Annotated in this window: 19 protein-coding genes and 3 pseudogenes; 3 read left to right on the top strand and 19 right to left on the bottom strand. The window is 65.8% G+C overall.

All coding sequences use genetic code 11. The features are described from left to right. Positions 1 to 33: 33 nt before the first annotated feature. From WS51_RS30615 to WS51_RS05360, 3 genes are all read right to left on the bottom strand, one after another. On the bottom strand, positions 34 to 207 hold the full coding sequence (locus tag WS51_RS30615) for a hypothetical protein (RefSeq protein WP_414016564.1): 174 nt from the start codon (positions 205 to 207) through the stop codon (positions 34 to 36). Between the two features lie 4 nt (positions 208 to 211). After that, positions 212 to 1,729: a cryptochrome/photolyase family protein gene (locus tag WS51_RS05365; RefSeq protein WP_069228724.1), complete on the bottom strand. Its 1,518-nt coding sequence runs from the start codon at positions 1,727 to 1,729 to the stop codon at positions 212 to 214. Between the two features lie 90 nt (positions 1,730 to 1,819). Further along, on the bottom strand, positions 1,820 to 2,437 hold the full coding sequence (locus tag WS51_RS05360; protein ID WP_081333547.1) for a DUF2878 domain-containing protein: 618 nt from the start codon (positions 2,435 to 2,437) through the stop codon (positions 1,820 to 1,822). A 559-nt stretch (positions 2,438 to 2,996) separates the two neighbouring features. Here WS51_RS05360 and WS51_RS05355 point away from each other — a divergent pair. Further along, positions 2,997 to 3,956, top strand: a complete 960-nt coding sequence (locus WS51_RS05355) for an alpha/beta hydrolase (RefSeq protein ID WP_069228722.1) — start codon at positions 2,997 to 2,999, stop codon at positions 3,954 to 3,956. 224 nt (positions 3,957 to 4,180) lie between these two features. Here the strand turns inward: WS51_RS05355 and WS51_RS05350 are convergent, their stop codons facing one another. Further along, a complete protein-coding gene (locus WS51_RS05350; RefSeq protein WP_059792529.1) occupies positions 4,181 to 5,152 on the bottom strand; it encodes a MerR family transcriptional regulator in 972 nt (323 codons plus the stop codon). Positions 5,153 to 5,372: 220 nt separating this feature from the next. Between WS51_RS05350 and WS51_RS05345 the strand changes: the two genes are divergently transcribed. After that, entirely contained in the window at positions 5,373 to 6,902 is a 1,530-nt protein-coding gene (locus WS51_RS05345) for a cryptochrome/photolyase family protein (RefSeq protein WP_069228721.1), read from the top strand. Positions 6,903 to 7,064: 162 nt separating this feature from the next. Here WS51_RS05345 and WS51_RS05340 read toward each other — a convergent pair whose 3' ends face one another. From WS51_RS05340 to WS51_RS05285, 13 genes and pseudogenes are all read right to left on the bottom strand, one after another. Next, complete coding sequence (locus WS51_RS05340) at positions 7,065 to 7,769, bottom strand: sigma-70 family RNA polymerase sigma factor (RefSeq protein WP_069228720.1); 705 nt, start codon at positions 7,767 to 7,769, stop codon at positions 7,065 to 7,067. A 115-nt stretch (positions 7,770 to 7,884) separates the two neighbouring features. Further along, positions 7,885 to 8,616 carry a GTP cyclohydrolase I gene (gene folE, locus WS51_RS05335; RefSeq protein WP_059450314.1) on the bottom strand — a complete coding sequence of 244 codons (732 nt, stop codon included), beginning with the start codon at positions 8,614 to 8,616 and terminating at the stop codon, positions 7,885 to 7,887. A 19-nt stretch (positions 8,617 to 8,635) separates the two neighbouring features. Then, entirely contained in the window at positions 8,636 to 9,475 is an 840-nt protein-coding gene (locus WS51_RS05330) for a hypothetical protein (RefSeq protein ID WP_069228719.1), read from the bottom strand. Positions 9,476 to 10,141: 666 nt separating this feature from the next. After that, positions 10,142 to 10,213, bottom strand: a pseudogene (locus tag WS51_RS33145) (DUF2256 domain-containing protein); the annotation flags it as partial. Positions 10,214 to 10,308: 95 nt separating this feature from the next. After that, a complete protein-coding gene (locus tag WS51_RS05325) occupies positions 10,309 to 10,836 on the bottom strand; it encodes a chalcone isomerase family protein (RefSeq protein ID WP_059950944.1) in 528 nt (175 codons plus the stop codon). A gap of 1 nt (position 10,837) precedes the next feature. Then, the gene (locus tag WS51_RS05320; protein WP_069228718.1) at positions 10,838 to 12,055 is read right to left on the bottom strand and encodes an SAM-dependent methyltransferase; all 1,218 of its coding nucleotides are present in this window, start codon (positions 12,053 to 12,055) and stop codon (positions 10,838 to 10,840) included. After that, positions 12,052 to 12,906, bottom strand: coding sequence for a DUF1365 domain-containing protein (locus WS51_RS05315; RefSeq protein ID WP_069228717.1), 855 nt, complete (start codon positions 12,904 to 12,906; stop codon positions 12,052 to 12,054). Before WS51_RS05315 ends, WS51_RS05320 begins: the two co-directional genes overlap by 4 nt. Continuing rightward, a complete protein-coding gene (locus tag WS51_RS05310; RefSeq protein WP_069228716.1) occupies positions 12,903 to 14,207 on the bottom strand; it encodes an NAD(P)/FAD-dependent oxidoreductase in 1,305 nt (434 codons plus the stop codon). The genes WS51_RS05315 and WS51_RS05310 overlap by 4 nt, the downstream gene beginning before the upstream one ends. A 91-nt stretch (positions 14,208 to 14,298) precedes the next feature. Beyond that, on the bottom strand, positions 14,299 to 14,895 hold the full coding sequence (locus tag WS51_RS05305) for a lipocalin family protein (protein WP_151003398.1): 597 nt from the start codon (positions 14,893 to 14,895) through the stop codon (positions 14,299 to 14,301). 20 nt (positions 14,896 to 14,915) lie between these two features. Continuing rightward, on the bottom strand, positions 14,916 to 16,016 hold the full coding sequence (locus tag WS51_RS05300) for an SAM-dependent methyltransferase (protein WP_069228715.1): 1,101 nt from the start codon (positions 16,014 to 16,016) through the stop codon (positions 14,916 to 14,918). Continuing rightward, positions 16,013 to 16,846: a DUF1295 domain-containing protein gene (locus WS51_RS05295; RefSeq protein WP_059507421.1), complete on the bottom strand. Its 834-nt coding sequence runs from the start codon at positions 16,844 to 16,846 to the stop codon at positions 16,013 to 16,015. The genes WS51_RS05300 and WS51_RS05295 overlap by 4 nt, the downstream gene beginning before the upstream one ends. A gap of 156 nt (positions 16,847 to 17,002) precedes the next feature. Next, positions 17,003 to 17,737: an anti-sigma factor gene (locus WS51_RS05290; RefSeq protein WP_069228714.1), complete on the bottom strand. Its 735-nt coding sequence runs from the start codon at positions 17,735 to 17,737 to the stop codon at positions 17,003 to 17,005. After that, positions 17,734 to 18,345, bottom strand: coding sequence for a sigma-70 family RNA polymerase sigma factor (locus tag WS51_RS05285; protein ID WP_059507419.1), 612 nt, complete (start codon positions 18,343 to 18,345; stop codon positions 17,734 to 17,736). Before WS51_RS05285 ends, WS51_RS05290 begins: the two co-directional genes overlap by 4 nt. 248 nt (positions 18,346 to 18,593) lie before the next feature. Between WS51_RS05285 and WS51_RS05280 the strand changes: the two genes are divergently transcribed. Beyond that, complete coding sequence (locus WS51_RS05280) at positions 18,594 to 19,163, top strand: lipocalin family protein (protein ID WP_069228713.1); 570 nt, start codon at positions 18,594 to 18,596, stop codon at positions 19,161 to 19,163. A gap of 298 nt (positions 19,164 to 19,461) precedes the next feature. Here the strand turns inward: WS51_RS05280 and WS51_RS32790 are convergent. Then, positions 19,462 to 19,735 (bottom strand): annotated as a pseudogene (locus WS51_RS32790) (addiction module antidote protein). Between the two features lie 2 nt (positions 19,736 to 19,737). Next, positions 19,738 to 19,871 (bottom strand): annotated as a pseudogene (locus tag WS51_RS33085) (type II toxin-antitoxin system RelE/ParE family toxin); the annotation flags it as partial. Between the last annotated feature and the right edge of the window lie 5 nt (positions 19,872 to 19,876).

The raw sequence follows: 19,876 nt of genomic DNA, 5'->3' as shown, positions 1-19,876 counted from the left end.
CTGGCATCGAAGCGGCGGCATGCGGCGGCACGATCAGGCCTTGCGTGCGACGACGTGCGCCGGCGAAACGGGCGCGTGTTTCGGCGCGGTCTTGTCGTGCGTGCTGAACAGCGCCGCGCCGACGAACGGCAAGCCGCCGGCCAGGTTGCCGGCTACCGTGGGAATCGCATTCCACGACAGGTAGTCCACGATCGTGAAGTGGGCCATACCGCTACGCATCGTCGTCCGAAGCGAGCTGCTGGAAGGCATCCAGGGCCCGCGCACGCGCGAGCGGGTGATCCACGATCGGAAACGGATAGCTCCTGCCGAGACTCACGGCCGCGTCGTGCAGTTGTTCCGGCGACGCCGTCCAAGGCGCATGGATTTTTTCCACGGACATCTTCGACAGCTCGGGCACCCAGTGTCGTGTGTATTCGCCTTGCGGATCGAATTTCTGTCCCTGCAGCACCGGGTTGAAGATGCGGAAATACGGCGCTGCGTCGGCGCCACTACCCGAGACCCACTGCCAGCTTGCGGGGTTACTGGCTTCATCCGCGTCGACCAGCGTATCCCAGAACCATGTTTCGCCCACGCGCCAGTCGATCAACAGATGCTTCGACAGGAACGACGCGACGACCATGCGCACGCGGTTGTGCATCCAGCCGGTATGCCAAAGCTCGCGCATGCCGGCATCGACGAGCGGGTAGCCAGTGTGCCCGGTCTGCCATTTGCGGAGCGCCTCCGCGTCGTCGCGCCACGGCATCGAATCGAACTGACGCCGGAAATTGACCTGATGCAGCGGCGGAAAGTGATAGAGCAGGTGATACGAGAATTCTCTCCATCCGATTTCGCTGAGGAATTTGTCCAGCGCTGCGCCTTTCGAAGCGTCGCTGCGCGCCGCGCGCGTGCCGCGCATCGCGTTTGCTGCCGACAACGCCGCATACCACACCTGCCGAACCGATATGTTGCCGAAGCGCAGATAGGGCGAGAGCCGGCTCGTCGCGTGAGCGGCCGGGAAATCGCGCATGCCGGCATAGTCGCGAAGCGACTCGTCCAGGAACGCGTCGAGGCGTTGCCGGGCGGCTTCCTCGCCGCAGCGCCACGTCAATCGCAGGCCGCGCGCCCAGTCGGGTGCCGCCGGCTGGAGTGCGAGCGCCCGCAGTGAGCTGACATGTGGCGTGACGCGTTCGGGAACCGGGAAAAACCGAATGCTCGACGGTGCCGCCAGTGGAGGCGACGGACATAAATCGTCGCGACACGCGGCTCGCCAGTACGCACCGAAGACCTGGAACGGCAAGCCTTCGCGAGTCGTCACCGTCCAGGGTTCGCGCAACAGATGGCCGTTGAATGTCGACACGTCGATTCCGCGGCCGTTCAAGTCCTTCTTGATCGACGCGTCGATTTCCGTATGCGCTTTCGCGTAACGACGATTCCAGACCACCATCGCGGCCTGGATCGCGATGGCGAAGCTCGTGATGGCCTCCTGCGGGTCGCCGCGCAGCACGACCAGCGAGCCGCCGAGCGCGGAAAGTGCGTCGTCGAGCTTCGCGAGGGATTCGTGCAGCCACCATCGTTGCGCGCCGCCCATCGGGCGCCCGGACTTCGGGGCAGGGTCGTGCAGGTAAACGCAGACGACGGGGTGGCCGCTCTCGACTGCATGAGTCAAGGCGGGATTGTCGCCGAGCCGTTGGTCGTCGCGAAACCATACGACGACGGGGCGGCGCTGATACGGCAATTCGGTGGATGTCATGTGCTATGCGTGAGAAGTTGCATGGGTGATGGAAGCGGGTTCGGAGACGAAGCGGACGTGTCGCGCGTTCGGTTCGAACGTTCTCCGTCTTTAGCCGGAGCGGATGTCGTACATGCGGTCCCGGCTGCTCGCCGGCGCAGCGTCCCGGGTCATTCCGTCCCAACGCGTTGCCAGCGCGAGCGAGGCCGGCAAGATGAACGCCCAACCGGTTGCGATGACGACGAGCGCTGCAGCCGGCTCGTTGAAATGAACGGCGCCCAGCGCCGCACCCGCGCGAAACGACGCCGGGCCGGCGAGTGCGCCGACGAGAACCGACACGAGCGGGCGGCGCCTGAGCCAGCACAGCAGCGTGTTGAGCTGGATCGCGAACAGCGCCCACAGCCCGGCGAACCAGTACGGCGCCGTACCGGGGAGCAGCACGCCGTTCGGGTATTCGACCAGGCGCGAATGGGCCACGGCGCTGTCCCATAACCATCCGCACACCACGATCGCGATCACGAGTCGCGCCTCGCATGACGGTCGATCCGCGTACAGCAGATGGCCGGCCGTCGCGATCACCGCATAGGCGACGCCCCATGCGGCGCGGTGCGATGCGGCCGTCATCACGCAAACGAGCCATCCGATCTGTGTCGTCGCGAGATACACGCACATGCGTGCTGCCTCCGGGCCGCGCACGCTCGATGGTCGTCGATTCGGCACGCGGGTCATGATGGTTCGTGCGACACCGGTATCGGCATGCTCGCCATGCATGCGTGTGTCGGCGGCACTCGAGCCTGCAAAAGCGAAACGCTGCGGCCGGCGCGACGGCGCGCGAAGCCGGTCCTGCCGAGTGGCCCGCGTCGCGGCACGGGAAAATCGGCATGCGATACAACCGTCGCAGACGGCTCTGTATCGTCGAAGGTGTGCGTCCATTCGCGGACGATGACTTTGCGATGCGTGATGGTCGGCATTCAGGTTCGTCCTTGTATCCCGTTCCTTATACGGCGCTGCGTTGCGGGCGGATGCAGCTCGCAACGGAACAATCCGGACGGGAGCGACGGGCCGAGAGCCGCCCCCCGGCCGGCCGTTCAGCGTTGCGCAGCGCGTTCGAACGCGGCCATGCCGTCGCCGATCGCCTCGGCAACCTGCACGACGAATATCGGATCGTGGCCCCAGAGCGGGCAGCGGGGCGCTGCCGTGCGACGCATGCATCCGCTTTCGTTCATGTTTCGTACAGCCTCGTATCAGGTGCCGCATTTGCCTGGAATCGTCGGATACGGAGACCTGGATGAACATCAAGGTGGGACTGGCCGTGCTGACGATGCTGCTCGCGGTCGGCCTGCTCGCCGCGTGCAATCCGGTGCGGCTCCTGAACGCGCTGACGCCGCGATATACGTTCAGCCTGTTTGCGGATATTCCGTACGGCCCTGGGGAGCGTCATGTGCTCGACGTGTACGTGCCCGCCCGCGTCGTGGACGACTGGCCGGCCGATGCGGCAGCCGGCGTCCCTGTCGTCGTGTTCTTCTACGGCGGAAGCTGGCAGTCCGGCGAGCGCAAGGATTACCTTTTCGTGGGCGAGGCATTGGCGTCGAGGGGCTTCGTTGCCGTGTTGCCCGACTACAGGACATATCCGGCGACCATCTTTCCCGGCTTCGTGGACGATGCCGCGCAGGCGGTGGCGTGGGCGCGCGAACACGCGGCTGCGTTCGGCGGCGACCCCCGTCGCCTGTTTCTGATGGGGCACTCCGCGGGCGCTCAGATTGCCGCATTGCTCGCGACCGACGGCCGCTATCTGGCGGCGCGGCAGATGCACAAGAGCGACATTGCCGGCGTGATCGGGCTGGCCGGCGCTTATGACTTCCTGCCGCTGCGTGACGCAACACTCGAGCGGATATTTCCGCAGGAGGCGCGCGCCGCGAGCCAGCCGATTCGATTCATCCAGGGCACCGAGCCGCCGATGTGGCTGGCCATTGCGGAAAACGACACGGTAGTCGAGCCCGGCAACACATGGCGTTTCGCACGGGCGTTGCAGAATGCGGGCGACAGGGTCGCGGTCGTGCGTTACGACAAGGTCAGCCACGCGACGATCGTCGGTGTGCTGGGCGCGCCGCTGAGGGGAAGGGCGTCGGTGCTCGACGATCTCTCGGCGTTCGTCACGCGCACCGCGCACGCGGCGCCCGCCGGGCCGACCAGCGGAAAGGCGGCGGCATCAGGCACGGCGGCGCACTCGGCCGTTTCCGCGCGGTGATCGAGGAAAACGCTGCGTTGCGCGCGCACGCGCATACATGTGCGCCGGAAATCGGCGTGTCGGCGCACCGACCTGCCAGGCAAGCAAGCATCGGCAAACGAATCGCGACAGCGCGACGCGCGCCGCTCGCCTGCCGCGCGCGACGAAATGCCCGGCACGCCCGGCGCGCAGTCATGCCGGCTTTCGCCGCGAACGGATCGCCACGGTCGGCGGCACGTGCGGCGCTACAGCGCCTTCAGATCCGGCGTCGTTCCGCCCAGGCCCTCTTCGCGAAGGATGACGGCGAGCGCCGTCTCGAGCAATTCGGCCGCCCGGTTCGCTGCGTCTCCAAGATGGCGGTGCAGCAGTGCGTCGGCCGGCGAGCGCGACACGCATTCGTCACTGTATCGCTCGAATGCACTGAGCTGCATGATCAATTCGGAAAGGTGGCGCGGGCACTCGCACTTGACGGTGGTGGACAGCCCGGTGAGCGACGCGAGCGTCGCTTCGTCGAAGCGTCGCCGCGTGCGCAGCCAGAGCCCGCGCTCGGTCTCCTCCGACTGGCGAGCCTTGACGACCGCATGCGCCAGTTTCGAAATGATGGATGCGGGGTTCGTCTGGCCTTCCGTCGACCGGAACAGCTCGAACCCGGACAGCCGCGCCAGTTCGGTTGCCTCCGCCGTGCCGAACGCGTACACGACGGCCACCGCCTGCGCCTTGAGCTTTTGCGCGACGGCAGCGAGCTGCGAAACGACATCCTCGTGGAGCGACGTGGTCGTCGCGATGAGTGCATCCGCCGATGTATCCGCATGTTCGGCCGCGTCGTCGACCGAGTCGATATGCGCGGCGATCCGGATTCCCATGCGCTCCAGCGCAGATTCAGAAATCGGAAGCGCGCCGACGACCGCGAGGCTCACCGCCGTGTCGGACAATGCCGGGCCACGCGTATCCGTCAGCGACAACGCTTCGAGTTCCTCGCGGCTCAGGCTGGCGATCGTACCGATCGCGTGTCCTTGATTGACGAGTGCCTTCAGCAAGCGGATGCGCTGGACGTCGTCGTCCGAATACATCCGTTGTCCGGACGGTGTCTTCGGCGGAGCAACCACGCCATAACGTCTCTCCCAGATCCTCAGCGTTGCTGCCGGCATGCGCGCCAGGCGCGCGGCCTCGCCGCTTCGATAGCGGTGAGGTGTGTCGCGATCCTTGCGAGGGGGCATCGTGGCTCTCCTAAAGTTGACGAGGGTTTGTCTCGGAATTGTACGCAGTTTGCATGAAATATGAAGCGGGAAAGTGATTCAATTGGCGGAATTTCGTCCGGAAATATGGTTCGCGAAGCGGGGTGCGGCTAGAATGTTTCGAACGCGGCCGCGCCGGTGCCTTAACGCACTTGATGCCCTGCGCCTCTCCCGGTAACGATCATCCATGACGCAGCGTCCCATGAAGACTCTAAGGCTCGTGCTCGGTGACCAGCTGGACCCGGGGCATCACTGGTTTTCCGATGTCCGGGGAGAAATGATCTACGTGCTGATGGAAGTCCGGCAGGAGACCGACTACACGCTCCATCACGCTCAGAAGCTGATTGCCATCTTCGCGGCGATGCGTCGCTTCGCGAGGCTGTTGCGCGCTGCGGGCCATCGCGTGCACTACATCGAGATCGACGACCCGCTCAATCGCCAGGCCATTCCAGCCAACCTCGACAGCGTCGCCGAACTGCACGGCGCAGCGTGCATCGAGTATCTGCTGCCCGACGAATGGCGGCTCGACCAGCAACTGAGCGCGTATGCGGCAGCGGCGAGCATGCCGGTTCGCGCCGTCGATACCGGCCATTTCTACACGACGCGCGACGAGGTCGGGCGTGTGCTGGGAACGGGCCGATCGTGGGTCATGGACCGCTTCTACCGAAGCATGCGCGTGCGGCATCGCGTATTGGTCGACGCGCAAGGGCGGCCGGCAGGCGGGCAGTGGAATTACGATGCCGAAAACCGCAAGGCGTGGTCGGGCGCGCCCGCCGAACCGGCCGACTGGCGTCCACATCACGATCATCGCGCGCTGTGGCAACAGATCGTTGCGGCGGGCGTGCGCAGCTTCGGCGAGCCGTCGGCCGGCGATTTCCGCTGGCCCGTCGATCGCGCCGAGGCGCTCGCATGCCTCGAATCCTTCGTCGAGCACGCACTGCCGTTTTTCGGCCAGTTCCAGGACGCGATGCACGGGAGTGCGCGGCGCCTGTTTCACTCGATGTTGTCGTTCGCGCTCAATGTGAAGATGTTGAATCCGCGCGAAGTCGTCGCGCGGGCCGAGCGTGCGTATCGCACCGGCGCTGCACCGCTTGCGGCGGTCGAAGGATTCATCCGGCAGATACTGGGCTGGCGCGAGTTCGTGCGAGGTGTCTACTGGACCAGAATGCCGGGCTACGAACGGAGCAACGCATTCGATCATCGACGCGCGCTGCCGCACTGGTTCTGGGACGGCAGCACGCGGATGGCCTGCATGTCGCACGCGCTGCAGCAGTCGCTCGAACACGCGCATGCGCACCATATCCAGCGGCTGATGGTGATCGGCAACTTCGCGTTGCTGGCCGGGCTGGATCCGCACGCAGTGCATGAGTGGTACCTCGGTGTCTACATCGACGCGTTCGAATGGGTCGAGATGCCGAACACGCTGGGCATGAGCCAATACGCGGACGGCGGCGCAATGGCCACCAAGCCGTACGTTTCCAGCGCCGCGTACATCAATCGCATGAGCAACTACTGCAAGGGATGCGTGTATGACCACGGCAGTCGCACTGGCGAGCACGCGTGCCCGTTCAACGTCCTCTACTGGAATTTCTTCGACCGGCATCGTGATGCTCTGCAACACAACCATCGACTTGCGATGGTCTATCGGCAACTCGACCGGTTCGACGGTGAAATGGTCCGCGAGATACGCAAGCAGGCGGAAATCGTGATCGACAAGATCGAATCGCTTTGAATCGCCACGTCGGTTTTTTGCTCACCGTCACCGCAGCGAACGAAGTCGAGCCGACGGCACCATGAAGCCGCCGGCTCGCGTGCGCATGCTACGGGGCGTTGGCCACCATCTATTGTTCTCGTGCGGCGCACGATGCGCGGAAAGATGCCCCGCAGCGCGCGCTCATTGCTCGAGATAGATCTTGAGTCGCATCAGGCTGCGACGAATCCAGCTCTTCATCGTGCCGAGCGGCACCTGCATGCGTTCGGCCAGCTCCGCATACGAAGCACCGCCGTGAAATGCTTCTCGCAGCACATACGCCTGGCGCTCGCCGAGATGCGCGAGCCCGCGCTCCAGACGAAGGCGCTCCTCGCTCGCCTGCGCGCCGAGATCGGGCGTCGGGCTCTCGTCCGGGATCGACAGCGCCAGCTCGTCGTCGAGCGGGATCTCGCGATGCTGCCTGATCCGGTCGATGGTTCGATTGCGTGCGAGCGTCATCAGCCACGTCGTCGCCGTGCCGCGTCTTGCGTCGAATGAATCGGCGCGGCGCCACGCAGTCGTGAAGACGTCCTGAAGCAGATCCTCCGCTTCGTGGTGATCGCGAATCATCCGGAGGATCGCGCCGTACAGTCGCGATGCCGTCAACTGATACAGCCGGGCAAACGCATGCTCGTCCCCCGTGGCGACGCGCGACAGCAATTGGTCGATTTCTGCATGCGACTCGACTACCGCGTCGGGCTGAATGACCGCGTCGGCGGTGGATTCGGTTCGGCCGCCCTGGCGTGACCTGCCACGGGACGCGCCCCGGCGTTGCTGCCTGCCCGAATGCTGCATCGTCGATCGCCCTTCGTCCGAGGGCTCGCGGAGTGAATCGTGCGAACAGTTCATCGAGAACTCCGCATGGCTTTGAGCTTCCTGCTGTTGCGCGCCGCAGTGACGAGCGGACGCGGATCGTGACCGCGCATTGCGCCGGCGCATTCGTCGCGAATGCCCGCCGCGCGCCCTACGAATTCTTTCCCGACAGCAAAGCGAGAAACTCTCGGCGCAGCGACGCGTCCTCGAGAAATTTTCCGCGCATCACGCTGTTGGTCATTTTTGCCTGGTCGTCCTTGGTGCCGCGCCAATGCATGCAGAAGTGTTCGGCCTCGAGTACGACGGCAAGCCCGTCGGGCGAGATGCGCGATTCGAGGAGGTCGGCAATCTGCTTGACCGCTTCCTCCTGGATTTGCGGGCGCGTCATGACCCAGTTCACGAGCCGTCCATACTTCGACAGGCCGATCAGATTCGACGTCGCGCTGGGCAGTACCCCGATCCAGATGCGGCCCATGATCGGACAAAGATGGTGCGAGCACGCGCTGCGCACGCGCAGCGGCCCGACGATCAGCAACTCGTCGAGCCGCTCGACGTTCGGGAACTCGGTGACGGACGGCGCTGCGTCGTAGCGGCCGGCGAACACTTCGCGGATGAACATCTTCGCGACGCGACGCGCGGTTTCGCGCGTGTTGTGGTCATTGTCGACGTCGATCACGAGCGAGCGCAGCACGGCTTCCATTCCCTGCGCAACTTCGTTTTGCAACGCATCCAGCTCGCCGTCGCGCAGGTGCGCGGCGATGTTGTCGTTTGCGTGGAAGCGCGCGCCCGCGTTCTCGAGTCGACGACGAATGATGTGCGACAGAGGCATGCCCTCGTCGATCGCGGTCAAGGTGTGCTCGGGAGCGTCGATCAGATTTCCCATTTCGGTTCGCTTCTGGAGGTTAGGTGGCTATGCAATGGATCACGACCGAAGCGATGCGCGATCGGGTCGCATTCCATGGGTAAAAGCCGGGCGAACGGCGCCGCCGCCATTTCGGCGATGCGTCCATCAGGTGACGTTCACGCGCGCGCGGGCATGCATGGCGCCGCGCCAGCGTTACCGGAGATCCGGCGGCGAATGCGCACGACGGGTCGTTCGGCGATGCCGCGATCCAGCCGTCGACCTGCCGGTGCAACCGCAGTACCGGGCCGGTTGCCGCCGGCTTCTCCGCACGCGTGACGGCGACGGACTCTTGCAACTTCGCCAGAACGAATCCCAGGTCGATCTGGCCGCCGACCGAGCGAAACGCGTGGAAGCCTGCCAGTCGGATCAGCGCGAGGGCTTGCACGCTGCCGTACTCATAGACGATCGCGGCCGCGCGCGCGCGGCGCGCCCATGCCAGCGACACGAACCGGGTCGCCAGATCCATGTGCAACGACGTGACCTCGGCGATCAGCGCGTCGACGGCAAGGCCCGGCTGCCGCAGTGCCCGCGACACGGATTCGACGCGCTGACTGACCTGCAGGCCGGCTCGCTCGAAGGTTTCGTCTGACACCGTCAGGCCGCCCATGACGAGCAGCGCGGGGCACGTGCGAGCCGCTGCGTTCGATCCCGGTTCGCCCGGCGCGAGGTTCACCGCGGCGCTTGCACACCGCCCGATCACCTGCGTCGAGCGCCACTCTCCGCGTTGGTCGCGCTGCCGCGCGGCGACGTGCAAGCGCGACGCAATCCGCCGGCCGTGCGCCGCCCCGGCACGGTGCGACGGGCTGTGTACCGTGACGACGACGGTCGCGCGCGCCATCGACGAAGCGCGACAGGCCGGGAACCGGCGCGGCTTGATGTCGTGGTTGCGTGTTGGCACGGGCGTCTCTCCGTCGATTCGTTCGTCACAGGGGGGATTGTATGCAAATTTTCGGGAAAGTGAAGCGGAAACATGATTCATCATGATTATTGCATCGGGAAAATTTGCGTCAAATATCGTGCGAGCGATGAGGAACGGCGGGAAAAGCGTGTAAACATCTGGTATTTGGACGAGATCGTGTGCAGATTGTGCGTGCGAAACGGTTTACGACGTCAACGAATGTGGAATGGAGGATGGGATCAACACACCATGAAATGCGCCGGCGAGCAGGCCAATCCGATGCATGAGTCAAGATTGTCCCGGTTTCGCGTGTCATCGCGGCGAGACTCGATACACCGCGGTCCGCGCAAGCGGACATCACCTCGGTTTCACGGCGCGCAATGCGAGCTGATGCGGGGGAGATCGAATCGCCTGGAAGCGATCGCATGCGTGAATCCAGGCTGCTGTGGGGAAGGGGAGTGGCCGCGCTGGCGAGCCCGCCTGCGCGATCGACTCGTCAACGCGAATTCAGCGACGTGAAGCGTTCGTCTTCATATTCGACGGCGACCGTCGATTCCGGCGGCAACGTTCCGAGCAATACCGGACTTCCTCCCAAACCACCTTCCATTTCTTTCTCCAGCTGAAAGGCAAGCCGCAGGTCTCGCATATCTTTTCAGGCAAGTGCGTGTTGTTGACCATCGCAAGTCTCGCGTCGAGAAGGATCCGTGACGAACCCGCCGATCGACGCTAACCGCATCGATACGACGAGCCACTCGCCATCGCTCACCGTCCAGTCAGCGTCCATCGTCGCCCAGCAACTGACGGCGCAACGATTTTGCGCGCGTGCGCGGGTCGAGCCAGATCGCGAAGAACGCGCGCGCGAATGCCGTGTCGGTCACGTCGGCCGTGACGCGGCCGTTGGTGTAGAAGCGTGCGCCGCGCTCGGGAAAATACACGCCGCAAAGCACGTCGCCACGCGATACGTCCGCGAACGCACGTTCGAGGTCATGGCGCCATGCGTCGAGCGTCGCAGCCGGCAGCGGCGCGGGTGCGAGGCGCTCGATCTCGTCCATGCCGGTCGACACGAGCCGCTCGCCTTTCACGTCGTGGCGGTAGGCCAGCGACAACGCAAACGGCGTGTCGAACCCGCCGGGAGGGCGGGGCGCCCAAAGCTGGGCGTCGTACAGACAGATGCCCAGCAAGCAGAACCGGCCCGATCCGATCAGGCGCGCCGAGGCGATATCGTCGACGCAGTTCGCGCCGGCGTACCTCGGTGCAGCCAGCGCCACGACCGTGGCGAGCATCGCGAGCCGGCGCCACATGTCAGCTGGCCGACGACACGATGAAATGCATCACATCGGTTCGCCGCTCGGCGAAACCCGCTTCGCAATAGGCGAGATACAGGCGCCAGGTGCGAATGAACGTCTCGTCGAACCGTTGCGCGCGCACCGAATCGACGCGAGCCTCGAACGTCGCCCGCCAGGTGCGCAGCGTGCGCGCGTAGTCGTCGCCGAATGCGAGCACCGGCTCGGCGGCGAGGCCGGCCCGCCGCGCCGCGGCGACGAAGCGTTCCGGGCTCGGCAGCATTCCGCCGGGAAAGATGAACTCGCGAATGAAGTCGCTCGACGCGCGGTACGCGTCGAACTGCGACTCGGCGATCGTGATCGATTGGATCAGTGCGCGAGCACCGGGCTTCAGGCGCTGCCTGAGCGTGTCGAAGTACGCCGGCCAGAACGTTTCGCCCACGGCCTCGAACATCTCGATCGACACGATCGCGTCGTATCGGCCGTCGAGGTCGCGATAGTCGCGCAATTCGAGTGTCACCCGATCGGACAGCCCGTCGCGCGCGATGCGCTCGCGGGCCAGCGCGTACTGCGCCTGCGAGATGGTGACGCCATGCACGCGGATGCCCTGCCGTGCAGCGTGCACGGCGAACCCGCCCCAACCGCAGCCAATCTCGAGCACGCGCATGCCGGCGCGCAGGCCGAGCGAATCGACGATGCGCTGATACTTCGCCGTTTGCGCGTCGGCCAGCGACCGCTGCGCGTCGCCGTCGAAGCAGGCGCTCGAATACGTCCAGGTGTCGTCGAGCCACAACCCGTAAAATTCGTTGCCGAGGTCGTAGTGCGCGTGGATGTTGCGGCGGCTGCCGGCCCGCGTATTCATCCTCAGCCGATGGCGCAGCGCGTACCAGACGCGCGCCACGCGGCCGCCGGTCACCGTCTTCGCGATCACCGGCTGGTTGCGGATCGCCACGCGCAACAGCGCGACGAGGTCGGGTGTGTCGATCCAGCCGGCGCGAAAGGCTTCCGCGAAGCCGATGTCGCCCGCGCGCAGGATCGCACGGCACGCCCGCCAGTCGCGGATCTGCAGCGTCGCGGCCGGCTGGCGGTGCGGATCGCCGAACACATGCTGCGCGCCTTCAGGCGTCACGAGCGTCAGGTGACCGTCATGGATCCGCCGTAGCAGGGCAATGAACAAACGGGCCGAGAGCGGCATCGCCGGTTGCGATGCGAAAGACAGCAGGCGCAGCAAGGTCATGGACGAGCCTCGTGATCGGACATCGCCGAGCGGCCGCGAGACGGCGGGGCCGGCGAACGGGACAAGAACGAATCGGCCGCGGCGGAACGGCCGGGCGGCGTCTTGCCGTAAAACGGCACGCGCGCAAGCCACAACCGCAGCGCCTGCCAGTGGATGCGGACGATCACGTTGATCGCGTTCAGCGGCTGCCGGGCCAACGCACGCCATGCGCGTGCCGCGGTCAGCGGTGCGGACCGCATGCCGATCGCCGTGCGCAGCAGCGGGCCGTCGTCGTCGCAATAGTCGATCGCCACGCCCAGATGATCGCCGCGCTGACGCACGCGAAACGCGTAATCTCCGAGGACGTCGCAAAACGGCGAGACATGAAACGTCTTGCGGCACACGAGCACGGTGTCTGCTTCGATCGGCGCGTGGCGCATCGCACTCAGCAGGTAGCCGTGGTGCGCGCCGAACGTGTTGCGTACGTCGGCGTACAGCGCGCGCAGCCGGCCCGCGCGGTCGTAGCAATACCAGAAGCTCACCGGATTGAATGCGTAACCAAAGATGCGCGGGATCGTCTGCAGCCAGATCGGGCCGTCGGCCGGAATGCCGGCCTGCGCGAGGACATCGCGCATCCACGGGCCCAGCGCCCGGCCGTCGCGCGGGCCGTAGTCGCGCGAAGCGAGCGCGAGCGGCGCCCAGCGATCGATGCCGAACCAGCTCGCATCGATCTCCGCCAGCCGTTCGATGTCGCAGCAGACCTGGAAGATCGGATACGTGAACGCATGGCGCACCGGCCGCAGCCGTTCATGCATCACGGTGCCGACGAGCAGCAGGGCGGCCACGCCGTCGCGGACGAAGGGCGCGTTCATGGGCGAGCCCAGGCCGGCGCGATGCCGAAATCGTAGGCGACGCGCAACGCCGACTTCAGACCATCCTCGTGGAACCCGTAACCCGTCCATGCGCCCGCGAACCACGTATTGCGCCGCCCTTGCAGCATCGGCAGACGATGCTGCGCATCCACGGCCGCGAGGTCGAGCAGCGGGTGCTCGTAATCGTAGCGGCCGAGCTGCGTGCCGGGCGCGGGCTCGTCGACCGGATTCAACGTGACGACGACCGGCGAGCCGAAGGGCAGCGGCTGCAACTGGTTGAGCAGGTAACTGACGCAGACCGGCGATTCGCCGCCGCCGTGCGCCGTCCGCCCGCTCAGATAGTTCCATGCCGACCATACGCGTCGCCGACGCGGCAGCAACGCCGTATCGGCATGAAGCACGGCGACGTTGCGCTGGTAGCGCACGGCGCCGAGTACGTCGCGCTCGGCGTTGCTGGCATCCGCGAGCAGCCGGAGGCTCGTCGGCGCATGGCAGGCGAGCACGACTGCGTCGAAACGCTCGTGACCGGACGTGTCGGTGGCCACCGTGACGCCCGCGTCGTCACGCCGTATCGTGCGGACCGGCGTATTCACGCGCACGTCGTCGAGCGTCGCGGCGATGCGCTCGACGTACTGCCGCGCGCCGCCCAGGACCGTTCGCCACGGCGGCCGGTTGTTGACCTGCAACAGCGCATGGTTCAGGCAGAAGCGCAGGAACGTCGCCGCCGGAAACCGCAGGATGTCGTTGGCCGCGCTCGACCAGATCGCCGCCGCCATCGGCAACAGGTAGTGATGCTGAAACGGTGCGCCGTAGCCGCCCGCGGCCAGCAGCTCGCCGACCGAAAGACGATCGCGGCTCGCCGATTCGAGGTGATCGTGTGCGCGAGCATTGAAGCGCAGGATGTCGCGCAACATCCCGAGAAAGGTCGGCGAGAAAAGGTTGCGGCGTTGCGCGAACACCGTGTTCAGATTGCTGCCGGCCCATTCGAGCCGGCCGCCGTCGACCGAAACCGAAAACGACATGTCGGTCGAATGGGTGGCCACGCCCAGTTCGTCGAACAGTGCGATCAGGTTCGGATAGGTTCGTTCGTTGAATACGAGAAATCCCGTGTCGACGGGATGGCGTGCGCCGTCGAGCTCGACGTCGACCGTGTGCGTGTGGCCGCCGAGATAGTCGGCGGCCTCGAACAGCGTCACGCGGTGACGGCGGGCCAGCAGATACGCGCTGGCAAGGCCGGCGATGCCGGCGCCGACGACGGCGATCCGCCGGCCGGGCGGCGACACTGAAAGATCCGGGTACATCGCGAATGGTCTCCGTCAATCACGAGAGCAGGTTGGGAACGACATGTGCGGATATACGGGGCGGGGCACGCTGCGGATGCACGTGCTGCCGTCATTCGCGATCGCCGGGCGACGCGAAGCCCGGCTTGCCGATCTGATCCGGCGTTTGCGGCACCCGCCTGAAGCGCGACGTGTCGTAGCCCATCGCATCGAGCCGCGCGAGCAGCGCGCGATAGGTGGCGTCGTCCATTGCCGGTTCGCGCGAGAAGATCCAGCCGAGCGTTTTGCCCGGGTAGCCGAGGATCGTGTACCGGTAGTCGGGATCGACGTAGAGCGTCAGTTGCGTGACATATATCGGCCAGAACAGCCGCACGCGCCATTCGCCGCCGCCGCTGCCGGGCTTGACGGCGTCGACGAACCGATAGCGCTTCTCGGGCTGCGCGAAGCCGCCCTTGCGGCCGACGAATGCGTCGTCGATCCTGCCGTCGTCGCGCAGGCTCCATTCGGCCCGGCTGCCGACGAAATCGCGCTCGGCGAAGTACGGGATATTCGCGATCACGTACCAGCGACCCATGTAGCGCGGCAAATCGACGGGCACGGTCGACAGCGGAATGCCGGCGCGCGGATTCGGGTTCGGCGGGCTTTCCGAGCAGCCCGCAGCGCCGAGCGCGAGCGCCGTCGCGACCGTGATGGCGACGCGGCGGAACATCCGGCACGACACGGCGGGGCTCACGCGTGGCCCCGGCGCTTGTCGAACAGGTAGTGAGCGACGCCCCATTCCTGCCCGCCGGCATAGCCGAACAGCTCGGCGACAGCCATGTAGAACATCCGCCAGCGCTGGAACCAGATGCGGGCGTCGGCGCCGTACACCGTTTCGAGAATCGGCATGATCCGCTGGCGCGCCGCGTCGAGCGACTCGAGCCAATGATTGGCCGTGCGGGCGTAGTGCGTGCCGTCGAGCCACCATTGGCGAGCGATGCGCACGTCGTCCTGGAACCGCAGCAGCAGATCGGCGGACGGCATCGTCCCGCCCGTGAAGAAATGGCGCGACATCCAGTCGGTGTCGTCGCGCACCGCGAAGTGATAGGCGAGCAGCTTGTGCGCGAAGATGTGCACGAAAAGCTTGCCGTCGTCGCGCATCCAGCGCGAGATCTTCGCGAGCAGTTGCCCGTAGTTCTTCATATGCTCGAACATCTCGATCGACAGCACGCGGTCGAACCCGGCCTCCGCGGGATTGAAGTCGAACTCCGCCACGTTGCCGGTCACGATCCGCAAATTCGTCAGCCTTTTCAGCGCCGCGCATCGTTCGATGAAGTGACGCTGACCGTACGAATTCGACAGCCCGACGATCTGCGCCGCCGGGTACCGCTCGGCGAGCCACAGCGACAACGAACCCCAGCCGCAGCCGAGGTCGAGAATGCGCTGGCCGTCCGCGAGCTCGGCGCGCTGCGCATACAACGTGAGCATTGCCTCCTCGGCCTGCGACAGCGTTTCGTTGCCGCGCGGGTAATAGCCGCACGAATATTTGAGCCTCGGGCCGAGATGCGCCTCGAAGAAGCTGCCTGGCACCTCGTAATGCTGCGTATTGGCCGCATGCGTCTCGATTGCGATCGGGCTTGCTTGCAGCTCGTGCACCAGCGCGTCGAGCGCCGCGCTGCGCAGCTCTGCGTCGTATGCGTGCTCGGCGCGCAGACGTTGCCGCATCAGTGCACGCATGCCGGCCCGAATCAGCGTATCGGGCAGCCAGCCGCGCTCGCAGCAGCGAATCAGCCAGGCGTCGTTGGGGGCGGACGTCGAGGCCGCGGAGGGTTGCGAGGTGGTGGCGGTCATGAGCGCGTACTCCGGTCCTGAGGGTGATCGGGGCGAGTGGGGGAAGTGTTGTCCGCCGGCCTCGGCGGCCACGGAACGAGGGCGCTGGTCGTGCGCATGTATTCGCGGTAGCCCGGACGCGTCTGCACCAGACGCGCTTCGAGCAACGGCAGGCCGGATACCTTGATCAACAGCCATGCCATCAGGAAGGGCGGCATCAGCGTCAGCCATCCCCACGGCATTCCGATTCCCAGCGCCGCGTACGCGAGCCAGTGCACGCACTCGAAGAAATAGTTGGGGTGCCGCGAATAGCGCCACCAGCCGGCGCGGCAGACCTGGCCGCGATGCGCGGGATCCGCGAGAAATCGCTTGAGCTGGCGGTCGGCGGCAGCCTCTCCCGCGACGGCAACGATCCAGATCGCGATCGCCGCTGCAATCGCGAACCGGGACGGCGTTTGCGCGCTATATGCCGGGACGAAGAACGCGACCGACAGGAACATCGAGATCAGCGCTTGCAACTGGAACAGCCAGAACATGTTGCGCGACGCGGCGTCGCCCCACTGCAGACGGAATTGCCGATAGCGCGGATCCTCCGGCTGGCCGCGATTGCGCCGCCACAGGTGCCACGCGAGTCGCAGCCCCCAGATGCCGCCGCCCGCGGCCACCAGCGCACGGTTCAGTTCCGCGCCGGTAGCCAGCACCGCGACGAACATGGCGACGCCACCGAGCGTCGCGGCCCAGACCGGATCGATCATCCCGGCGTTCCGGGAATGCAATTGGGTGATCCACACCGCCGTGAACGACACGATCAGTCCGACCAGGGCGAGGAGGGCGACGGCGACGGCGGGCATACGGGCTCCGGGAACGCGATATTCCCTTATACGGAGCCGGGGACCGAACGGATGCAACCGGATGCGACAAGATCAAGCGCGCACCCCGTCGACCGACAACGCAACGAACGCACGCCGCCACGCTTGCCGCGTGGCGCGCGCGTCGCCGGCATCAAGTCAAGTGATGTGCATCGCGCCGGTGGCGAGCACCGGGCCGGTGGGTTGGCCGCTCGGGGAGCCGCCGTGAGGCTCGAGCGACACGGCGAGCACCGCGCGTGCGCCGAGTTGCGAGACGATCGCTGGCGGCAGCGTCATCGACGCGGGCGCATTGGACGCGAATACCCCGAGCGAGATCGGCTTCGCATTCTGCGGAATCAGCCACAGCTCCGTCGAGCGATCCGCGGCGATCGGCGGCGTGTTAGCCGGCACGACGACCATTCGGGCACGCTTCAGGTCGACCGTGGCGGTCCACTGTGCAGTGCCATCCGATCGTGCCAGCGTCGCCGCCATGTAGTGGCCGCCGTCGGCGGCCGGGCGCGGCGGCGCTTCGTCCATCCGGATCACGTTGACCGCGAGCAGCGCGAGCGCAGCCGCGCTCGCGCCGATGCCGACCCAGCGCCACAGTCGAAGGCTGTTCCACCATCCGCCGGGCGGCGCGGCGTCGCGAGCGCGCGGCGGCGTGACGAAGCCAAGGTCGTGCTGGATCCGCGTCCAGATGCGCGCGGGCGGGTCGACGGGCGTGATGTCGTCCGCGAGCGGGGCGAAGCGGCGTTGCCAGCGCTCGAGCGTGGCTTGCAACGCCGGATCGCGCGCGGCGGACTGCTCCAGCTCGCGGCGTGCGTCTGCGTCGAGCACGCCGAGTGCGTATTCTGCGCAGCGCAATTCGGGATCGTGATCGGCCGGCGTATTCATTGCTCCAGGCATACCTTCAGCTGCATCAGGCTGCGCCGGATCCAGCTCTTCATGGTTCCGAGCGGCACGCGCAGCCGCGCTGCCAGCTCACTGTAGGTCGCACCGCTGAAAAAAGCCTCGCGCACCGCGCGACCCTGCTGCGGATCGAGCTGCGACAGGCAGCGCTCGAGGCGCTGACGTTCCTGTGTTGCCTCCGCCAGCGCGGCGGGCGTCGGATCCTCGTCGGGAAGCTCCAGCACCTGTTCGTCGTCGAGCTGCGCGTCGCGATGCTGCCGCAGACGGTCGATCGTCCTGTTGCGCGCCAGCGTGATCAGCCATGTCATCGCGCCACCGCGCGCCGGATCGAATGTCTCGATGCGTCGCCACGCCGTCGTGTAGACCTCCTGGAGGAGATCCTCGGCTTCCCCGTGATCGTGGAGCATGCGCACGATCGTCCCGAACACGCGCGATGCGCTCAGCCGGTATAACTCCGCGAAGGCCGCCTGATCGCCGCCGGCTGCCCGAGCCATCAGCCGATTCAGATGTTCGCGGCGCGCGACATCCGCATCGGCATCGCGCGAAGGGGCTGACTGATCGAAGCCGCTGGCACCGCTCGGCGTGTCGCTCATGCGAAATGGATGGCGCGGATAGCCATGGTGTGAGTGTCGAGCGAAATATAGCACTGTCGGATGCATTCGATTGAACGATCGATGATGCGCGCCGCACGACGTGCAGGGCGACGCTCGTTGCAAGATCCTCAGTCAGATACGAGCGATGCGTCCGCGGGGATGCAGGCGGGCGTAACGCGGGGCGGATGCTGCGGACCATCGGTCGTTGAGTGCACAATGATCCGGTTTCGTGTCTGGAGAGATATTCAATGAAGCGAAGTATCGCTGACCAACCGCGGAGGACGGCGAGGGCGATCGTGGCGGGCGCCGCACTGGTGCTTGCGGGATGCGCAGGTGTCGCCGGCGGGCCAAGCGGCAATACGCACGTTCCGCAACCCGCGAAAGCCGTCGATCTCGATCGGTACGTCGGCAAATGGTACGAGTTCGCGCGCTATGAAAACCGCTTCGAGCGCGGATGCGACGGCGTCACGGCCGAGTATGCGAAGCGGGAAGACGGTCTCATCGGCGTGCGCAATACCTGTCGCGAAGGTAGCCCGGACGGCCGCGCGCGAACCTCGGACGGGCGCGCAAGGATCGTGGCCGACAGCGGCAACGCGAAGCTGAAGGTGTCGTTCTTCGGGCCGTTCTTCTTCGGCGATTACTGGGTGCTGGATCATGCCGACGACTACTCGTGGTCGATTGTCGGTGAACCGTCGGGTCGGTTCCTGTGGATTTTGACGCGCGACGCGAAGCCCTCAGCGGAACAGGCCATGGCGCTTGCCGAGCGCGTCCGGGCGCTCGGTTACGACACGACGATGTTGCGGCGTACTGCGCATTAGGATGACAGCACTGCGATCCGTGCGCATGGCGTTAGCGAGCCTGGAATGACGCCGGGCCCGTACGCGACGAGGAGTTGTTCGCCACGTTCTGAAGAAGCCTCCGGCGCCGGGAAACCGGCGGCTGGACAGGCTTACGCGGCCCGAAAGCGGACATTTCTATGTAGCCAAAAGCGGACATTTCAATCTAGCCACTACAACAGAAATTATCGATAATTCATGTTATGTAAAGTCTAAGAGCCGGCTTTCCTCATCCTCGCCATCAATTCCTGAACAGCGTTCCTCATAGCTGCTTTCGTCGTTACGCGTGCGTCGCAGCGCGGGCGCGGGCGCGTCGGTGCAGTCCCAAGGCACCAACAACTTTATGATCGTCGCAAACTCCGCATTTCCACCTTCCGACAGCGCGCTTTACGCCGGACCGCGGTCATGCCGCGCGCTTTCGCGACGTTCCCGAGCGCGGCCTGGATCAGGCGCGGATCGCCATCTTCGAACGCTTGCGCCAGATAGTGACGAATCGTTTCCTCGTCCTTCAGGTACTTCGAGCCGTCGAATTCGACCAGTTCGCTGATTTTCATACTCAATCCACCAGTTCGCCGGCGAGTTGCTTCGCCGCCTTGATGCCCTTCTTCCGCGTCGATTCGCCTCCGCCGCACAACACCACAACGACGATCTTTCCGCGCCGCATGAAGGGGCCCGGTATCCCGGCCCTACAACCC

Origin of the sequence: Burkholderia territorii (assembly GCF_001718335.1) — a bacterium.
GTDB lineage: Bacteria > Pseudomonadota > Gammaproteobacteria > Burkholderiales > Burkholderiaceae > Burkholderia > Burkholderia territorii.
The sequence above is the reverse complement of the archived record's forward strand: the minus strand, read 5'-3'. Positions and strand labels throughout refer to the sequence as shown.